Source organism: Bradyrhizobium sp. SUTN9-2 (genome assembly GCF_003122645.1).
Classification (GTDB): domain Bacteria; phylum Pseudomonadota; class Alphaproteobacteria; order Rhizobiales; family Xanthobacteraceae; genus Bradyrhizobium; species Bradyrhizobium yuanmingense.
This window is the reverse complement of the sequence record NZ_LAXE01000001.1, coordinates 3,613,945-3,628,521: the sequence shown is the minus strand read 5'-3', so window position 1 is coordinate 3,628,521 and position 14,577 is coordinate 3,613,945. Positions and strand designations below refer to the sequence as shown.

14 protein-coding genes and 1 tRNA gene are annotated in these 14,577 nt (G+C 64.1%); 9 read left to right on the top strand and 6 right to left on the bottom strand.

The window, feature by feature from the left end:
- Positions 1-9: 9 nt before the first annotated feature.
- The 5 genes from XF30_RS16785 (at position 10) to XF30_RS16765 (ending at position 4,336) form a co-directional block, all read left to right on the top strand.
- Positions 10-1,215, top strand: a complete 1,206-nt coding sequence (locus tag XF30_RS16785) for a class I SAM-dependent methyltransferase (RefSeq protein ID WP_109143346.1) — start codon at positions 10-12, stop codon at positions 1,213-1,215.
- Positions 1,216-1,218: 3 nt separating this feature from the next.
- A complete protein-coding gene (locus tag XF30_RS16780; protein ID WP_109143345.1) occupies positions 1,219-2,259 on the top strand; it encodes a Gfo/Idh/MocA family protein in 1,041 nt (346 codons plus the stop codon).
- A 159-nt stretch (positions 2,260-2,418) separates the two neighbouring features.
- Positions 2,419-2,925: a hypothetical protein gene (locus XF30_RS16775; protein ID WP_109143344.1), complete on the top strand. Its 507-nt coding sequence runs from the start codon at positions 2,419-2,421 to the stop codon at positions 2,923-2,925.
- Positions 2,926-2,929: 4 nt separating this feature from the next.
- Positions 2,930-3,436, top strand: coding sequence for a hypothetical protein (locus tag XF30_RS16770; RefSeq protein ID WP_109143343.1), 507 nt, complete (start codon positions 2,930-2,932; stop codon positions 3,434-3,436).
- Positions 3,437-3,574: 138 nt separating this feature from the next.
- Complete coding sequence (locus tag XF30_RS16765) at positions 3,575-4,336, top strand: glycosyltransferase family 2 protein (RefSeq protein WP_036010911.1); 762 nt, start codon at positions 3,575-3,577, stop codon at positions 4,334-4,336.
- 105 nt (positions 4,337-4,441) lie between these two features.
- On the opposite strand, the gene XF30_RS16760 is transcribed toward XF30_RS16765, so the two are convergent.
- Positions 4,442-4,517 (bottom strand) — tRNA-Trp (locus XF30_RS16760).
- Positions 4,518-4,665: 148 nt separating this feature from the next.
- Here XF30_RS16760 and XF30_RS16755 point away from each other — a divergent pair.
- Positions 4,666-5,901 (top strand): serine hydrolase domain-containing protein, encoded by a 1,236-nt coding sequence (locus XF30_RS16755; protein WP_192893173.1) that lies wholly within the window; start codon positions 4,666-4,668, stop codon positions 5,899-5,901.
- 191 nt (positions 5,902-6,092) lie between these two features.
- Here the strand turns inward: XF30_RS16755 and XF30_RS16750 are convergent, their stop codons facing one another.
- Positions 6,093-6,860, bottom strand: coding sequence for an SDR family NAD(P)-dependent oxidoreductase (locus tag XF30_RS16750; RefSeq protein WP_036010906.1), 768 nt, complete (start codon positions 6,858-6,860; stop codon positions 6,093-6,095).
- A gap of 34 nt (positions 6,861-6,894) precedes the next feature.
- Entirely contained in the window at positions 6,895-7,593 is a 699-nt protein-coding gene (locus tag XF30_RS16745; protein ID WP_057029612.1) for a histidine phosphatase family protein, read from the bottom strand.
- A 133-nt stretch (positions 7,594-7,726) separates the two neighbouring features.
- On the opposite strand from XF30_RS16745, the gene XF30_RS16740 reads away from it, so the two are divergent.
- On the top strand, positions 7,727-8,512 hold the full coding sequence (locus XF30_RS16740) for an SDR family NAD(P)-dependent oxidoreductase (RefSeq protein WP_109143341.1): 786 nt from the start codon (positions 7,727-7,729) through the stop codon (positions 8,510-8,512).
- A 397-nt stretch (positions 8,513-8,909) separates the two neighbouring features.
- Complete coding sequence (argE, locus tag XF30_RS16730; RefSeq protein ID WP_109143339.1) at positions 8,910-10,088, top strand: acetylornithine deacetylase; 1,179 nt, start codon at positions 8,910-8,912, stop codon at positions 10,086-10,088.
- A gap of 136 nt (positions 10,089-10,224) precedes the next feature.
- On the opposite strand, the gene XF30_RS16725 is transcribed toward argE, so the two are convergent.
- From XF30_RS16725 to XF30_RS16715, 3 genes are all read right to left on the bottom strand, one after another.
- On the bottom strand, positions 10,225-10,851 hold the full coding sequence (locus XF30_RS16725; RefSeq protein WP_109143338.1) for a LysE family translocator: 627 nt from the start codon (positions 10,849-10,851) through the stop codon (positions 10,225-10,227).
- A 249-nt stretch (positions 10,852-11,100) separates the two neighbouring features.
- Complete coding sequence (locus XF30_RS16720; RefSeq protein ID WP_109145739.1) at positions 11,101-12,159, bottom strand: phosphotransferase family protein; 1,059 nt, start codon at positions 12,157-12,159, stop codon at positions 11,101-11,103.
- A gap of 131 nt (positions 12,160-12,290) precedes the next feature.
- Complete coding sequence (locus XF30_RS16715) at positions 12,291-13,526, bottom strand: acyl-CoA dehydrogenase family protein (protein WP_036027669.1); 1,236 nt, start codon at positions 13,524-13,526, stop codon at positions 12,291-12,293.
- 208 nt (positions 13,527-13,734) lie between these two features.
- Here XF30_RS16715 and XF30_RS16710 point away from each other — a divergent pair, with 208 nt between their 5' ends.
- Positions 13,735-14,397, top strand: a complete 663-nt coding sequence (locus XF30_RS16710) for a TetR/AcrR family transcriptional regulator (protein ID WP_109143337.1) — start codon at positions 13,735-13,737, stop codon at positions 14,395-14,397.
- The last annotated feature ends 180 nt before the right edge of the window (positions 14,398-14,577 follow it).

Sequence of the window (14,577 nt, the reverse complement as noted above, 5' to 3'; positions counted from 1 at the left end):
GGACGCGGCATGTCTGACGAGAAGCTCTTCAATTACTACGAACGTCAGGACGTCCTACCGACGTTCGGGAATTTCAAATCGGCCGCCGAACTCGATGCATATGCCAGCCAGCGGCGCGAGCTGTTTTCAGACAAGCTCGTGCTGCCGCCGCGGCTGTTCCGCGATGCGGAGGTGCTCGAATTCGGTCCAGATTCCGGTGAGAATGCGCTGGTGTTTGCCGGCTGGGGCGCGAACATGGCGCTCGCCGAACCTAACCGGCATGCGCATCCGAAAATTGAGGCCTATTTCGCGCATTTTGGCCTGAGCGAGCGCCTGCGCGAACTCGCGTTGGCCGATGTCGAGGGATTTCGCAGCGAGCGCCGCTACGACATCATCGATGCCGAAGGTTTCATTTACACCGTGCAGCCGACCGAAAATTGGCTCGGCGTCTTCCATCGGCTGCTCAATCCGGACGGTTTCGCCGTCGTGTCCTATTACGAGCGCTATGGCGGCTTCTTCGAGCTCGCGCTCAAGGCAATCCATGCCGCCGGCAAGGCTTTGTCAGGCCGTCCCGCACTCGAAACCGCGAAGACGCTTTTCGACGCGAAATGGAACAGCATTCCGCACACCCGCAGCTTCGAATCCTGGCTGATGGACGTGCTCGAGAACCCGTTCGTCCGGCATCGGTACTTCCTCGACGCAGCCGCCTTGTGCACGGCAGCGCATGAGCAGGGATTCGACATCCATTCGGCGTGGCCAGCCTATCGCGACAGCCTGGACGTCTACTGGCACAAGAAGGTTCTCTCCGCCGACGAGAAGCTGCGGCGTGCGGCGCGCCATCTCCACCGCAGCCGCCTCAGCTTCCTCGGCGGACGCAAGCTCTACCTGGTCGGCAAGGCCGATGCCGTGGCGGCGATTTCGGCATCGATCGAGACGCTGGTTCTCGACGTCGACGCGATGATCGACGCCCCCTTCGGCGAGAGCCTGCCGCGCGTGATCGCAAGCCTTGCGTCCTTACGCGAGGCGATCCGAACGACGGACATTCTCGCGGACGATGCTTCCGACATCGAAACCATCGTTGCGACGCTCGACAGTTTCCACCGCATCTTCGCCGCGATCGGGCGACGCGATGCGCCTGCGGTCACGGCCCTGACCCAGACAGATCCGGCATTCATCAACACCTGGGGACAGCCGGCGCATTTCCTCGTCATCCGGAAGCGCTTCAAGGGATCATAGCCAGTGAGGCCAGGCGTTGGCATCATCGGAACGGGGATGGTCGGCCAGATGTGCCACCTCGCCAATTTCGTGGCCAATCCCGCCTGCCGCGTCGTCGCCATCGCCGATCTCCGGCCGGATCTCGCTGCCGCCGCAGCGCAGAAGTTCGGCATCTCGCAGGTCTACGGCACGCATCGGGAGCTGCTCGCGGACGCTGCGGTGTCCGCTGTCGTGGTCGTGACAAAGCGGCGAGCCACCGGTCCGATCGTGCTGGACGCGTTGAACAGCGGCCGCCACGTGCTGTCGGAGAAACCGATGGCCTATACGACGGCTCAGGCGACGTTGCTGGTCGAAGCGGCGCGGCAGCGAAACCTCGTCTACAGCGTCGGCTACATGAAGCGTCACGATGCCGGTGTGGCGCGCGCGCTCGATGTGCTGACGCGCTTGCGCAACGACCGATCGCTCGGACGCGTGGTCCGCGCCAAGGGCTGGTGCTTCGGCGGCGACACCGGCCGGTCGCGCGACAATTTCGTGATGACCGGCGAAACACGGCCGGACGGGATCGAACTCTGGAAGGACGGTCCCGACTGGATGCCGAGCACGATGCGGGCCGGCTACGACAACTTTCTGAACGTCTTCAGCCATATCATCAATCTGACGCGCTACCTGCTCGGATCATCGCCAACGGTCGCCGACAGCTCCGTCGAAACTTCGGGAGCCGCGCGCATTACCCTCGACTTCGACGGCATCGCTTGTACGCTGGATCTCGTGAACGGGTCCGAGGGAGCCTGGCGCGAGGGTCTGACGATCGATTTCGAGCGCGGCGCGGTGACCTTGAAACTGCCCCCGCCCTTTGCCGAGCAAGAGGCGGAGGTCATCGTCGAGCACGATGGTCAAAGCACGCATCTGACGGGTGAAAAGAGCTGGGCATTTCGGCGCCAGGCCGACGCCTTCGTTTCCGATATCGCCGAGGGACGCCCCCCCCTGGCCTCCGGCGCGGACTCGGTGACCGACATCTCACTGGCGGAGATGGTCTACAAGCGGCGGGCTGACGGCATCGCGTAATGCGGAAGTTTGCGCAGCCAGCCGTTTCCATCGCGACACACGCGAGTCCGCGTGACAATCGCCAGTCAAAGGCGCCGGGCTGCCTTGACCTGAAAAATACGACCCCCTATAGACTTTCGCTCTGACTGGCCTGAGAGGCGTCCGGGACGATTTTCCGCAATGAACCTGCTACCGGGCCCGGCGCAAGCTGCTGCGATTGGTGTCAGCCTCGCCTTTCCACTGTTGTTGCTGCTTTACGCGCGCATCGCCGCCACCGGCGGAGCCGGCCGTCGCTTCCGGCTGGGCTGCATCAGCGTCGTCATCCTTTACGCCGTCGCCTGTATCGCCCTTCCAGGTCAGCGCCACGTCGGCGATGTGCTTGGCGGTCTCTTCCTGCTCGGGACCGCAATGATGCTCTGCTACATCCTGTTCAGCCTGCTGGCCTGGGGCTTCACGCTGACGCTGCTCACCGCACTCGTTCAGGCTGGACATCCTCTCACCCTGGAGCAATGGGCGAGAGCCTACATGCAAGGTGGAGATCTCGGCACCTTCACGCACAACCGCCTGAAGCTCCTGATCGGGGCCGGGATGGTCATCACGGCGGACGGCCGGCTTGCCCCCACCTCCAAGGGGGTTGCGGTAGCGCATCTGGTCAAGCTCGTTCGTCTGTCGACAGGCCTTGGGTGAGTCGATGTCCTTTGCTGTCGGACTTGCCGCCGTCGCCGTTTTCGCCCTGCTGGCGCCTGCTCTGCAATTCATGGCCCGCGCACGCGCTTGGCCGCTCGGACCCGTGACCCTGCTGGCGATTGCCACGGTTGTCTCGCACGGTCTCGGGGTGATGCTCGGAATTCTCTTCGTCCCGCAGCTTCAGTACTGGGACGCCGCGTCGATTTTCGGATTTTGCGTCATGGCTTACGTGTTCGCCTTTGGCGCCGTGTATAAATCGGTTTCGCTGGGCATCCTGCTCAGCCTCGTCGATCGCCCCGATCGCAGGGCACCGCTATCGGAGATCGCTGACGGGCAGGTTCCAGATCTGTTCCGCGGACGAATTGGGAACTTGGTCGATGGCGGCCTGGTGGAACGGACCGATTCGCACTTCGCGGCGACGGCGGCGGGCCGGAATATGGCAGGCCACGTCGGACGGCTGCGCCGCGCCTTCGGCATTGGCGACACCAGCCTCTATGATTTTTCCGACTAGTTGCGCGGAACACACACATCATAGGTTTCGCGCCGGTCTTGTGGGCATACCGGCGAGCCGCATTGTTCGCCCGGTTCAGATGACCTAGACTTGCATGGGGTCACCGGGACAGAGTGGCCCCGCCAACGGGCGCATACAATGACACCTTCCAGGGCGGCAAAAAGGCTTACGATCGTCATTCCTGCACTGAACGAGCAGGACAAGATCGCCGACACGATCGACGGCGTGCTGCCGCTCGCCCGCGACCTGCTCGACGATTTCGAGATCTTCCTGATCGACGACGGCAGCACCGATGCCACCGGCGCGATCATGGACGAGTTCGCAGCCGGCGAGCCGCGCATCATCGTGCATCACAATGCCGAACCGCGGGGTGTCGGTGCCGGCTTCGAATATGCGCTGTCGCGCGCGAAATTCGATGCCATCACGCTCATCCCCGGCGATCACGCCTTCCAGAACGAGGGTGTTGCCCGGATGTTCAAAGCGGCGGGCGCCGCCGACCTCGTCATCACCTATCGCGACAACCAGTCGGACCGCTCCGTCAACCGCTCGCTGCAGTCGCATTCGTTGCGGTTCATCCTGAACTGCCTGTTCGGCTTCTGGCTGTCCGACTATCACAGCATGATCGTCTATCCCGTGAAATGGCTGCGCCAGATCGCGGTCAAGGCCGACGGCTACGGCTACCAGATCTGTGCGCTGATCTCCCTGCTTCAGCTCGGCCTCACCTACGTCCAGGTTCCGGTGAGCCTGAACGCGGAGCTGAAGGGCTCGTCGCGCGCGCTGCGGCTGCGCACCTATCTCGAGCTCGGCGGGACCATCCTTTCCCTGCTGCGCCGCGTTCCCATCCGGAACGTCAACCTCAGGCAGATTCCCGCCGACGCGGAACGGACCCCGGCGCGCTAGGCCTCGCCGGACCACGACACGGCACCTCCAGCACAGCGGCTGCGAGAGCACGGGCGCGCGCGGGACGCCCTCCCGCCGAAATCTAGTCTAAGTGATTGATTTGGCTGGCAGGAGTGGCAGGGCTCGAACCTGCGACCCCCGGTTTTGGAGACCGGTGCTCTACCAATTGAGCTACACTCCTACGAACCCGCGTCGCCGCGGATCAGGGGCGCTTTCAAGCACAGAGAGCGGCCGGTTTGCAAGGGTGAACCGCGCCGGCTTCGCTTGTTTGTGCCGGGGGTTCTGGGCCACAGTCCATCGGCCATAACGAAAAACAATCGGGAGTGCCCATGACCGCTACAGCGACCGCCACTGCCGCCCCGCAGGCCGCAAACGCGCCCCACACCCCAGCTTTGCCGGAAGCGCGCCCAGAGACGCTCGGGCTGTCGCGGCCACGGCTCCAGGCCATGTCGGACGCCTTCAAGCGCGAGATCGACAAGGGAACCGTTCCCGGGGTCACGGTGCTGGTGGCGCGACGCGGCCAAATCGGCTGGTTCGAGGCGCTCGGCAAGCAGAGCCCGGCAGGCGCGGCGCCGATGGCGCGCGATTCGATCTTCCGCATCTTCTCGATGACCAAGCCGATCGTCTCGGTCGGCATCATGACGCTGGTCGAGGACGGACAGCTCCTGCTCAGCGATGCCGTCGCAAAGTTCATACCGGAGTTCGCGAGCCAGCAGGTCGGCGCCGTCAAGGACGGCCGGTTGGAGCTGGTACCGCCGGCGCGGCCCATGACCGTGCAGGACCTGCTCCGCCACACCTCCGGCCTCACCTACGAGCACCAGGGCGACGGCCCCGTGCACAAGCTCTACCAGGAGTCCCGCGTCCGCAGCCGCAAGATCACCAACGCCGAACATGCCGCGCTGGTGGCGAGCTTCCCGCTCGTCTGCCAGCCCGGCGCGGAGTTCAACTACAGCCGCTCCACAGATATTTTGGGCCGCATCATCGAAGTCGTCAGCGGCAAATCGCTCGGCGCGTTCCTCACCGAGCGCGTGCTTGCGCCGCTCCAGATGGCCGAAACCGGCTTCTCGACAAGCCAGGCCAATGCCGGCCGCCTTGCCGAGCCTTTCGCGGCCGACCCGTGGACCGGCGACAAGGTCGCCCTGTTCAACATGCTCGAGCAGCCCGTGATGGAGTCCGGCGGCGGCGGCCTGGTCTCGACCACGATGGATTACGCCCGCTTCTGCCTCATGCTGCGCAACGGCGGCACGCTCGACGGCAACCGGATCATCGGCCGCAAGACCCTGGAGCTGATGGCCTCCGATCACCTCGCTCCCGGTGTTGCGGTCAATGGCACCCTGCTCTCGCCCGGCCACGGCTTCGGCCTCGGCTTTGCCGTGCGCCGCGAGGCAGGCATCGCGCCCTTCCCAGGCAGCGTCGGCCAGTATTTCTGGAGCGGCATTGCCGGCACGTTCTTCTGGATCGATCCGAAGGAGGATCTGTTCGCAGTGTTCATGAGCCAGGGGCCGGGACAGCGCGACCACACGCGGACCCTGGTGCGAGATCTGGTTTACGCGGCGGTGGAGTGAGGCCCTGCGCTTACGCGCGACGCCGTATCATCATCCGCACTGTCATGCCCCGCGAAGGCGGGGCATCCAGTACGCCGCGGCGGTCATTCGTTCACACAACTGCGGCTGCGGGGTACTGGATCGTCCGCCTTCGCGGGCGATGACCGTTGTGTATGGGTGGACTACGTGCCCTTTCCCTTCCGACAAACGCATCAACTGATCGTCGCGCCGCCATCGATCACCATGGTCTGGCCGGTCATGAAGTCGCCGGCCTTCGAGCCCAGGAACACGGCCGCGCCGGCGATCTCGTCGGGGATGCCGATGCGCAAGAGCGGCGAGCGCGAGGTCGAGGCTTTCAGGTTCTCCGGATTGTCCCACAGCGCCTTGGCAAAATCGGTCTTGATCAGGCCCGGCGCGATGCAGTTCACGCGAATGTTGTGCTGGCCGTATTCGCAGGCGAGGTTGCGCGCGAGCTGCATGTCGGCGGCTTTCGAGATGGCGTAAGCGCCGAGGATGGTCGAGCCCTTGAGGCCGCCGATCGAGGAGACGATGATGATCGAGCCGTCCTTGCGCTCGATCATCTGCGGCACCACCATCGAGATCAGCCAATTGTTGGCGACGATGTTGTTGTCGAGGATCTTCCTGAACTGATCGTCGGAGATGCCGGCGAGCGGGCCGTAATACGGATTCGATGCGGCGTTGCAGACCAGCACGTCGATCTTGCCGAAGGCGCGGTTGCTCTCGTCGACGAGGTTCTGCAGATTCTCTTTCGAGGAGATGTTGGCGGCGACCGCGACCGCGGTGCCCTTGCCGAACCTGTCGTTGATGCCTTTCGCCACCTGCTCGCACACGTCGGCCTTGCGCGAGGAGATCACCACCTTGGCGCCGTGCTCGGCCATGCGCTCGGCGATCGCGAGCCCGATGCCGCGCGTCGAGCCCGTGATGACGGCGACTTTCCCCTTCATGTCGAACAAGGTCATGTTTCTCTCCCAGATTTGATTTTCGTATTCAGTATCAGGCCAGCTTCTTGACTTCCGGTCCCGCCGGCTGATGCATCGCCGCGTGCGCTGGATCGGCGATCCAAGGCTGCTGATTGACCATCGGCAGCCGCCAGACCGTGCGATCGGGACTCGCAAAATAATCCAGCCGCGTCACCGAGCAATTGTCGATGTCGAACGACAGCCCGCGTTCCGGCTGCCCGCCGAGCGCGAACCCCACTGCCGCCCTGATAGTGCCGCCATGCGCGACTGCGATGATGTCCTTCCCGGCCGCCTCGGCGTTGATCCGCTCGATGGTGCGGCGCGTGCGGTTGTACAGGTCCATGAAGCTTTCACCGCCGGGCGCGGGCTCGTTGATGTCGGCGAACCAGCTCGCACCGACGGGGCGGCTGGCAATGAACTGGGCGCGGTTCATGCCCTGCCAGCGGCCGAGGTTCTGCTCGGCGAGATCCGCCTCCCATTTCAGCGCTGCCGGCCTTGGAAAACCCGCGGCCCAGATCGCCTCGGCGGTCTGATGGGTGCGCATCAGATTGCTCGAATACCAGACCGCCTGGCGTGGCAGCACCTTGGCAACAGCATTGAACACATAAGTATCGCTGGTATCGCAGGCGATGTCGCTCTGCCCGTAGATGTTGCCGCCGTCGTTGCGCACCGGCGCGTGACGGACCCACCACCACCGCGTGATGACCACGTTCGGCTTGTCTGCACCTGCCATCGAAACCCTTCCATCCCGTCTATTGTCGCTGTACGTGAGTAGTGAACGCGTCTCAAGACACTTTGCCGTTTGAAATCTTGTTTGAAATTCCGTCGCGCGGCAAGCGTCGTGCACGAGCAAAAGGGAGAAACGCATGGGTCGCCTGCAAGGCAAATCCGTCATCATCACCGGCGCCGGCAGCGGCATCGGCCGCGCGGCTGCGCTGCTGTTCACCAAGGAGGGCGGCAAGTTGATCGCGGTCGATCGCACCGAGGCGGTGAAGGAGACGGTCGAGGAGATCAAGAAGGCCGGCGGCGTCGCGGAAGCGATGGTTGCGGATGCCGGCTCCGAACAAGACGTCATCGCTGTGATCGACAAGGCGGTGAAGACGCACGGCCGGCTCGACGTGATCTGGGCCAATGCCGGCGTCTCCGGCGGACTCGTTCCGCTCGCCGAGCAGACCGTCGAGCATTGGCAGGAAATCCTGCGCGTCAACCTGATCGGGCCGTTCCTCGCGGTGAAGTACGCAATGCCGCACATGGTCAAGCAGCAGTCCGGCGCGATCGTGCTGACCGCCTCTGTCGCCGGCCTCAAGGCCGGCGCGAGCGGGCATCCCTATGCCGCGAGCAAGGCCGGCGTGATCAGCCTGGTGCAGACCACGGCGTATTCGCTCACCGGCACCGGCGTGCGCATCAATGCGGTCTGCCCCGGCCTGATCGAAACAGGCATGACCAAGCCGATCTTCGACCGCGCCAAGGAGCGCGGCACCCAAGACAAGATCGGCCAGCTCAACCCGCTCAAGCGGCCGGGACAGCCGCACGAGCTCGCGGCGATGGGACTGTTCCTGGCGAGCGACGAGGCTTCGTATGTGAACGGCCAGGCGTTCCCGGTCGACGGCGGCTTGACGGCATCAATGCCGTATACGGGCAAGCCGGTTTAGTTCGCAGGTCGTGTCCCGGACGCGACGCAGCGCGCAAGCGGTGCGGCGCAGAGCCGGGACCCAGCAGGCTACGTCGCTCGCTGCTGCACGGGCCCCGGCTCTGCAGCGCATCGTCGAACCGGACGATGCTTCGCATCGCCGAGACGCTGCGCAGCGTCCAGGCCACGAGACGTGAGTTTCAGGTACACAGCTGCCTCAACCCGTCATTGCGAGCGCAGCGAAGCAATCCAGAATCCCTCCGCGGAAAGACTATGGATTGCTTCGCTGCGCTCGCAATGACGGTCGTGTGGTGGGCAGCATCCGGGCTGCGGGACTGTGTTGATTTGCTCGACCGGGGCTCACGTTGGTATGGTTCCTGCAGGCAACTCAGCCTCCATTCCCTGACAAGACCGAGACAATGCCAAGCTCAAGACCCGACCGTATCCGAAAACTCCTCGCCGACCTCGTCTCGTTCGACACCGTCAGCGACCGCACCAACCTGCCCCTGATTGCCCATATCGAGAGCTATCTCGCCGCGTTCGGCCTCAAGGGTGAGCGCATCGTCGACGAGACCGGCGAGAAGGCTTCGCTCTGGGTCACGATCGGACCGGAGGATCGGCCGGGCTTCGTGCTGTCGGGCCATACCGATGTGGTGCCTGTCGTGGGCCAGGACTGGAGCCATGATCCGTTCAAGCTGGTGGAGCGTGACGGCAAGCTGTACGGCCGCGGCACCACGGACATGAAGGGCTATGTGGCGGTGTGCCTCGCCATGGTGCCGGAGATGGTGGAGGCGAGACTCAAGACGCCGATTCATCTGGCGATCTCCTATGACGAGGAGATCGGCTGCGTCGGCGTGCGGCCGATGCTGCACGAGGTCGCGAAGAAGAGGGTCCGGCCGCTCGGCGCATTCATCGGCGAGCCCACCCAGATGCAGGTCATCATCGGCCACAAGGGCAAGCACGGTGTACGCGCCACGTTCCACGGGCTTGCACGTCATTCCTCGATCGCGCCCGACGGCGTCAATGCGATCGAATATGCCGCCGAGCTGATCGTCGAGATCCGCCGCCGCGCCGTGGCGCTGGCGGCCGTGCGGTCGACGGACAGCCTCTACGACGTCCCGCATTCGACGCTGCTCACCAGCATCGTGCACGGCGGCGCAGCGCTGAACATCGTGCCTGATACCTGCACCGTGGATTTCGAATGCCGCGGCATCGGGATCACCGAGTCCAAGGAGGTGACCGATGCGATCGTCGCCTGGGCCAAGGCCGAGATCGAGCCGGCGATGGAGGCGAGACATCCCGATTGCGGCATCGATTTCGAGGAGATCCTCGACTATCCCGCGCTCGACACCGCCGCCGACGCCGCCATCGTCACGCTGGCCAAGAGCCTCGCAGGACGCAACGACTACGCCAAGGTCGCGTTCGGCACCGAGGCGAGCTTGTTCGCCGACATCGCCGACATTCCCTCCGTGGTGATCGGCCCGGGCTCGATCGCACAAGCGCATACGCCGGATGAGTTCGTGGAGATGGCGGAGCTGGAGAAATGCGCGGGGTTCGTGGAGCGGCTGATCGCGCATTGTGCGAAGGGCGCCTCTTAGAACGTAGGGCGGATTAGCCAGCGGCTGCGCGAAGCGCAGTCGTGGGCGTAATCCGCCACTTCTCTCGGGTCGTGTGAACGGCGGATTACGCTATGCTAATCCGCCCTACGGATCGGGCTCACGGCGCGCTGCGCCCTCACCGTTCCTGCAGCGCCAGCCGCACGCCGACGGCGCAGTAAATGGTCCCGACCACCTTGCCCTGCCACTTCACCACCGCCGGATGGCGGCGCAGGAGGTTGCCCAGACGGCCGGCGCCGACAGCAAACACGATGGTGCTGAGCAGACCGAGCAGCACGAAGACGACACCGAGAATGGCAAGCTGAAGTGCGGGCGCGCCGTGCTCCGGCTTCACGAATTGTGGCAGGAACGCCAGGAAGAACAGTGCGGTCTTGGGATTGAGCACCTCGGTCAGCACGGCCTCGCGAAAGGCACGGCCCGCGCCGATCGGAGGGGCGCCGCCGTTCAGCGCGATCGGCGCCTTGTCCAGCATGGCCCGAATGCCGAGATAGATCAGGAAGCCAGCGCCGGCATATTTGACGATGCTGAACAGCAGCGCCGAGGTGGCGATGATCGCCGAGAGTCCGACAATCGCCATCCCCGTATGTACCAGGTCTCCAGCGGCGATTCCCGCACCCGTGGCGATGCCGACCTTCGTTCCCGAGCTTGCCGCCCGCGCCATCGTGAGCAGCGTCGCTGGTCCCGGGATGAAGACGAAACCGAGCACGATGAGGACGTAGGTGATGAGAGTAGTGTGGTCGATCATGCGCGGGTCTCCCGGGGCGGATTAAGCAAAGGGATACAAGGACTCGGTCGCTGCGAAAGGCACTTGCGCGGTGTGAATTGCGAGTCTTTGATTCCGCCTCCTCGTCATTGCGAGCGCAGCGAAGCAATCCAGGGGGCCACCGCGGAAAGAATCTGGATTGCTTCGCTGCGCTCGCAATGACGGCGCGTGTGGAGCAGCGCCTTACCAAAACAAAAAAGGGCGCGGCCATCAGCCGCGCCTTTGTTCTTCCTACACCGCCCCCGCCTTCTGCGCGTATTCCCAGGAAGCCTTCGACAGCGGCACGGTGCGCTTGGCGGATTCGAGCGCCTTGGCGTTGGCGGCAGTGCCGTCGCGGACGCGGCCGGCGATGCCCTGGGTGATGCCGGCGAGACGGAACAAATTGTAGGCGAAGTACCAGTTGAGATCGGGCACCGTCATCTCTGTGACGTTGCAATAGATCTGCGCGGCCTCTTCGAGGCTCGGGATATTGAGCGCCTTGAGGTCGGCACCATCGAGGCCCGGCATGATCCATTGCATCAATAGATAGGTGAAGTCGGCCATGGGATCGCCGAGCGTCGACAGCTCCCAGTCCAGCACCGCCTGCACGCGCGGTTCCGTCGCGTGGAAAATCATGTTGTCGAGGCGATAGTCGCCATGGACGATGGAGACGCGCGCCTGCTCCGGCACGGTCTTCGGCAGCCATTCGGCGACCTTCTCGAACTCCGGAATGTGCTGGGTCTCGGAGGCGCGATATTGCTTGGTCCAGCGGTCGATCTGGCGGGCAAAATAGTTGCCGGGCTTGCCGAAATCGCCGAGCCCGATGGTAACAGGATCGAACATGTGGAGTTTCGCCAGCGTCTCGATCTTGCTGGTGAAGATCTTTCGGCGTGCATCGTTGTCCTGGCTCGGCAGCGTCGGATCCCAGAACACGCGGCCCTCCTCCATCGACATGATGTAGAAGGCCGCGCCGATGACGCCGTCGTCCTGGCACAGCGCATAGGCGCGCGCGACCGGAAAGCCCTGCTTGCCAAGCGCCGCGATGACGCGATACTCGCGGTCGACTGCATGCGCCGAGGGCAGCAGCTTGCCGAACGGCTTGCGGCGCATCACGTAGGAGCGGTTCGGTGTGTTGAGGCGATAGGTCGGGTTGGACTGCCCGCCCTTGAACTGCAGCACCACAAGCGGGCCTTCGAAGCCTTCGACGTGCTCGCGCATCCAGGCCTCGAGCCGCATCTCGTCGAAGCGATGCCGCTCCTCGACCGGCTTGGTGCCCGAAAACTCCTCGTCTTTCCTGACGCCGTCAGCCACGGTCACGCTCCCTCTTCAGTCCGAACATGATCCTAATCGGTAACCGCTAACGCACTTGCGTCAAGCGGTTACCGCCATTGGATCATGTCCCGTCGTTTCTTCAAGTCGGGAGCGCCGCAGGGCTCCCCCGCTTAGTGATTGGGAGAGTTTGCATACTTCCGAAGTTCGAGCCTGGCAATGGCGCGATTGTGCACCTCGTCCGGGCCGTCGGCGAGCCGCAGCGTGCGGATGTGGGCGTAGTCCTTGGCAAGGCCAGCCTCGTCCGACACACCGCCGCCGCCGAACGCCTGGATCGCCTCGTCGATGATCTTCAGCGCCATGTTGGGCGCAGCGACCTTGATCATGGCGATCTCGGCCTGCGCGGTCTTGTTGCCGACCTTATCCATCATGTCGGCCGCCTTGAGACACAGAAGACGCGTCATCTCGATGTTGGTGCGGGCCTCGCCGATGCGCTGCTCCCACACGCTGTGCTCGACGATTTTCTTGCCGAACGCGGTGCGCGAGGCAAGCCGCTTCACCATTTTCTCCAGCGCCTCCTCAGCCTTGCCGATGGTTCGCATGCAGTGATGGATACGGCCCGGGCCGAGGCGGCCCTGCGCGATCTCGAAGCCGCGGCCTTCGCCGAGCAGGATGTTCTCCTTCGGCACGCGCACGTTCTCGAGCAGCACCTGGGCATGGCCGTGCGGGGCGTCGTCGAAGCCGAACACCGGCAGCATCTTCTCGACCTTGATGCCGGGCGTGTCGAGCGGAACCAGGATCTGCGACTGCTGCTGGTGCTTGGCGGCCTTGAAATCGGTCTTGCCCATCAGGATCGCGATCTTGCAGCGGGGATCGCCGACGCCGGACGACCACCATTTGCGGCCGTTGATGACGTAATGGTCGCCGTCGCGCTCGATGCGGGTCTCGATGTTGGTGGCGTCGGACGAGGCCACCGCCGGCTCCGTCATCAGGAAGGCGGAGCGGATCTCACCGTCCATCAGCGGCCGCAGCCATTTCCGCTTCTGCTCCTTGGTGCCGTAGCGGATGAACACTTCCATGTTGCCGGTGTCGGGCGCGGAACAATTGAACACTTCCGAGGCCCAGGTGATGCGGCCCATTTCTTCCGACAAAAGCGCGTATTCGAGATTGGTCAGTCCCGCGCCGCGGAATTCATCGTCCTCATGCTCGGACGGCGGCATGAACATATTCCAGAGGCCTTCGGCCTTCGCCTTCTTCTTGAGGTCCTCGAGAACAGGGATCACCTTCCAGCGGTCGCCGCTCTTGTCCTGCTGATCGTAGATCGGCACCGCCGGGCGCACGTGCTTGGCCATGAAGGACCGCACGCGGTCGAGCCATTCCTTTTGCTTGGGCGACATATCGAAGTCCATGCGACGCTCCTCTCTCTCACTGGTCCTTTTGCGCCGGACTGTCCTCCCGCTTTGCGCGGCCCGCAAGCGCGAATGCGCGTCCTTGCGGACCTGTCGAAACCCGGCTGCAGTTGCGAACGAGTCCCGATTGCGGATTGACTTTTCCCGACCTTCAAACGATAGTTTCATACAACTGTTTGAATTGCAACTCCCCTCCCCGAGGGCATCCATGGCCAGCGATCATACGAGGTCTGCCATTCTCGCCGCCGCCGAGCGGCTCTATGCCGATCGCGGCTTCGGCGACGTGACGCTGCGCGACATCGTCGCGGAGGCGGGCGTCAACCTCGCCGCGGTGAACTATCATTTCGGCTCGAAGGACGAGCTGATCGCGGAACTGTTTGTCACGCGGTCGATCGCCACCAACCGCGAGCGCCTGCACGAGTTGAAGGCGGCGGAGGAGCAAGGCGGCGGCCGCGCGCCGATCGAGGTCATCCTGCGCGCGTTGGTCGGGCCGACCTTGCGCGGCTGCCTGGGGCCGGAGAACCAGCGCTCGACCGCCGCGCGCTTCATGATCCGCGCCTCGATCGAATCCGTGCCGCCGATCCGGCGCATCAAGAACCGCGAGATCGACCATTTGCGCAAATTCGTCGGCGCGATGCGGCGGTCCCTGCCCGACCGCAGTGACGTCGATATCTATTGGGGCCTCAACTTCGCGCTCGCCATGGCGCATCACACCATCCGTGAGAGCGAGCGGCTGACCAAGCTTTCGGAGGGCAAATGCGACCTCGACAACGTCGAGGATGTGGTCGCGCGCGTCGTCAGCGTGGCGACGATGGCGCTGACGGCGGGACGGATGGAGCCGAAGACGCCATCAAAGGTGGCGGCGCGTTAGAAACAAAGCCGTCGCTGCACCGACGCTGTGCTCCCTCGCCCCGTTCTTACGGGTCCGCGACGAGCTTTGCTCACGCTGAGAGGGGTTGGGGTGAGGGGCCTCTCTCCACAAGTGCGGTCTTCGGGAGACCTGTACCCCCTCACCCGGATCGCACCGGACGATGCTTTCGCATCGCCGAGG

What these genes read in the sequence shown, in the direction of transcription:
- XF30_RS16785 (WP_109143346.1), top strand. Translation starts at nt 10, where the DNA reads ATGTCTGACGAGAAGCTCTTCAATTACTACGAACGTCAGGACGTCCTA.
- XF30_RS16775 (WP_109143344.1), top strand. Translation starts at nt 2,419, where the DNA reads ATGAACCTGCTACCGGGCCCGGCGCAAGCTGCTGCGATTGGTGTCAGC.
- XF30_RS16770 (WP_109143343.1), top strand. Translation starts at nt 2,930, where the DNA reads ATGTCCTTTGCTGTCGGACTTGCCGCCGTCGCCGTTTTCGCCCTGCTG.
- XF30_RS16765 (WP_036010911.1), top strand. Translation starts at nt 3,575, where the DNA reads ATGACACCTTCCAGGGCGGCAAAAAGGCTTACGATCGTCATTCCTGCA.
- XF30_RS16755 (WP_192893173.1), top strand. Translation starts at nt 4,666, where the DNA reads ATGACCGCTACAGCGACCGCCACTGCCGCCCCGCAGGCCGCAAACGCG.
- XF30_RS16750 (WP_036010906.1), bottom strand. Translation starts at nt 6,860, where the DNA reads ATGACCTTGTTCGACATGAAGGGGAAAGTCGCCGTCATCACGGGCTCG.
- XF30_RS16745 (WP_057029612.1), bottom strand. Translation starts at nt 7,593, where the DNA reads ATGGCAGGTGCAGACAAGCCGAACGTGGTCATCACGCGGTGGTGGTGG.
- XF30_RS16740 (WP_109143341.1), top strand. Translation starts at nt 7,727, where the DNA reads ATGGGTCGCCTGCAAGGCAAATCCGTCATCATCACCGGCGCCGGCAGC.
- argE (WP_109143339.1), top strand. Translation starts at nt 8,910, where the DNA reads ATGCCAAGCTCAAGACCCGACCGTATCCGAAAACTCCTCGCCGACCTC.
- XF30_RS16725 (WP_109143338.1), bottom strand. Translation starts at nt 10,851, where the DNA reads ATGATCGACCACACTACTCTCATCACCTACGTCCTCATCGTGCTCGGT.
- XF30_RS16715 (WP_036027669.1), bottom strand. Translation starts at nt 13,526, where the DNA reads ATGGACTTCGATATGTCGCCCAAGCAAAAGGAATGGCTCGACCGCGTG.
- XF30_RS16710 (WP_109143337.1), top strand. Translation starts at nt 13,735, where the DNA reads ATGGCCAGCGATCATACGAGGTCTGCCATTCTCGCCGCCGCCGAGCGG.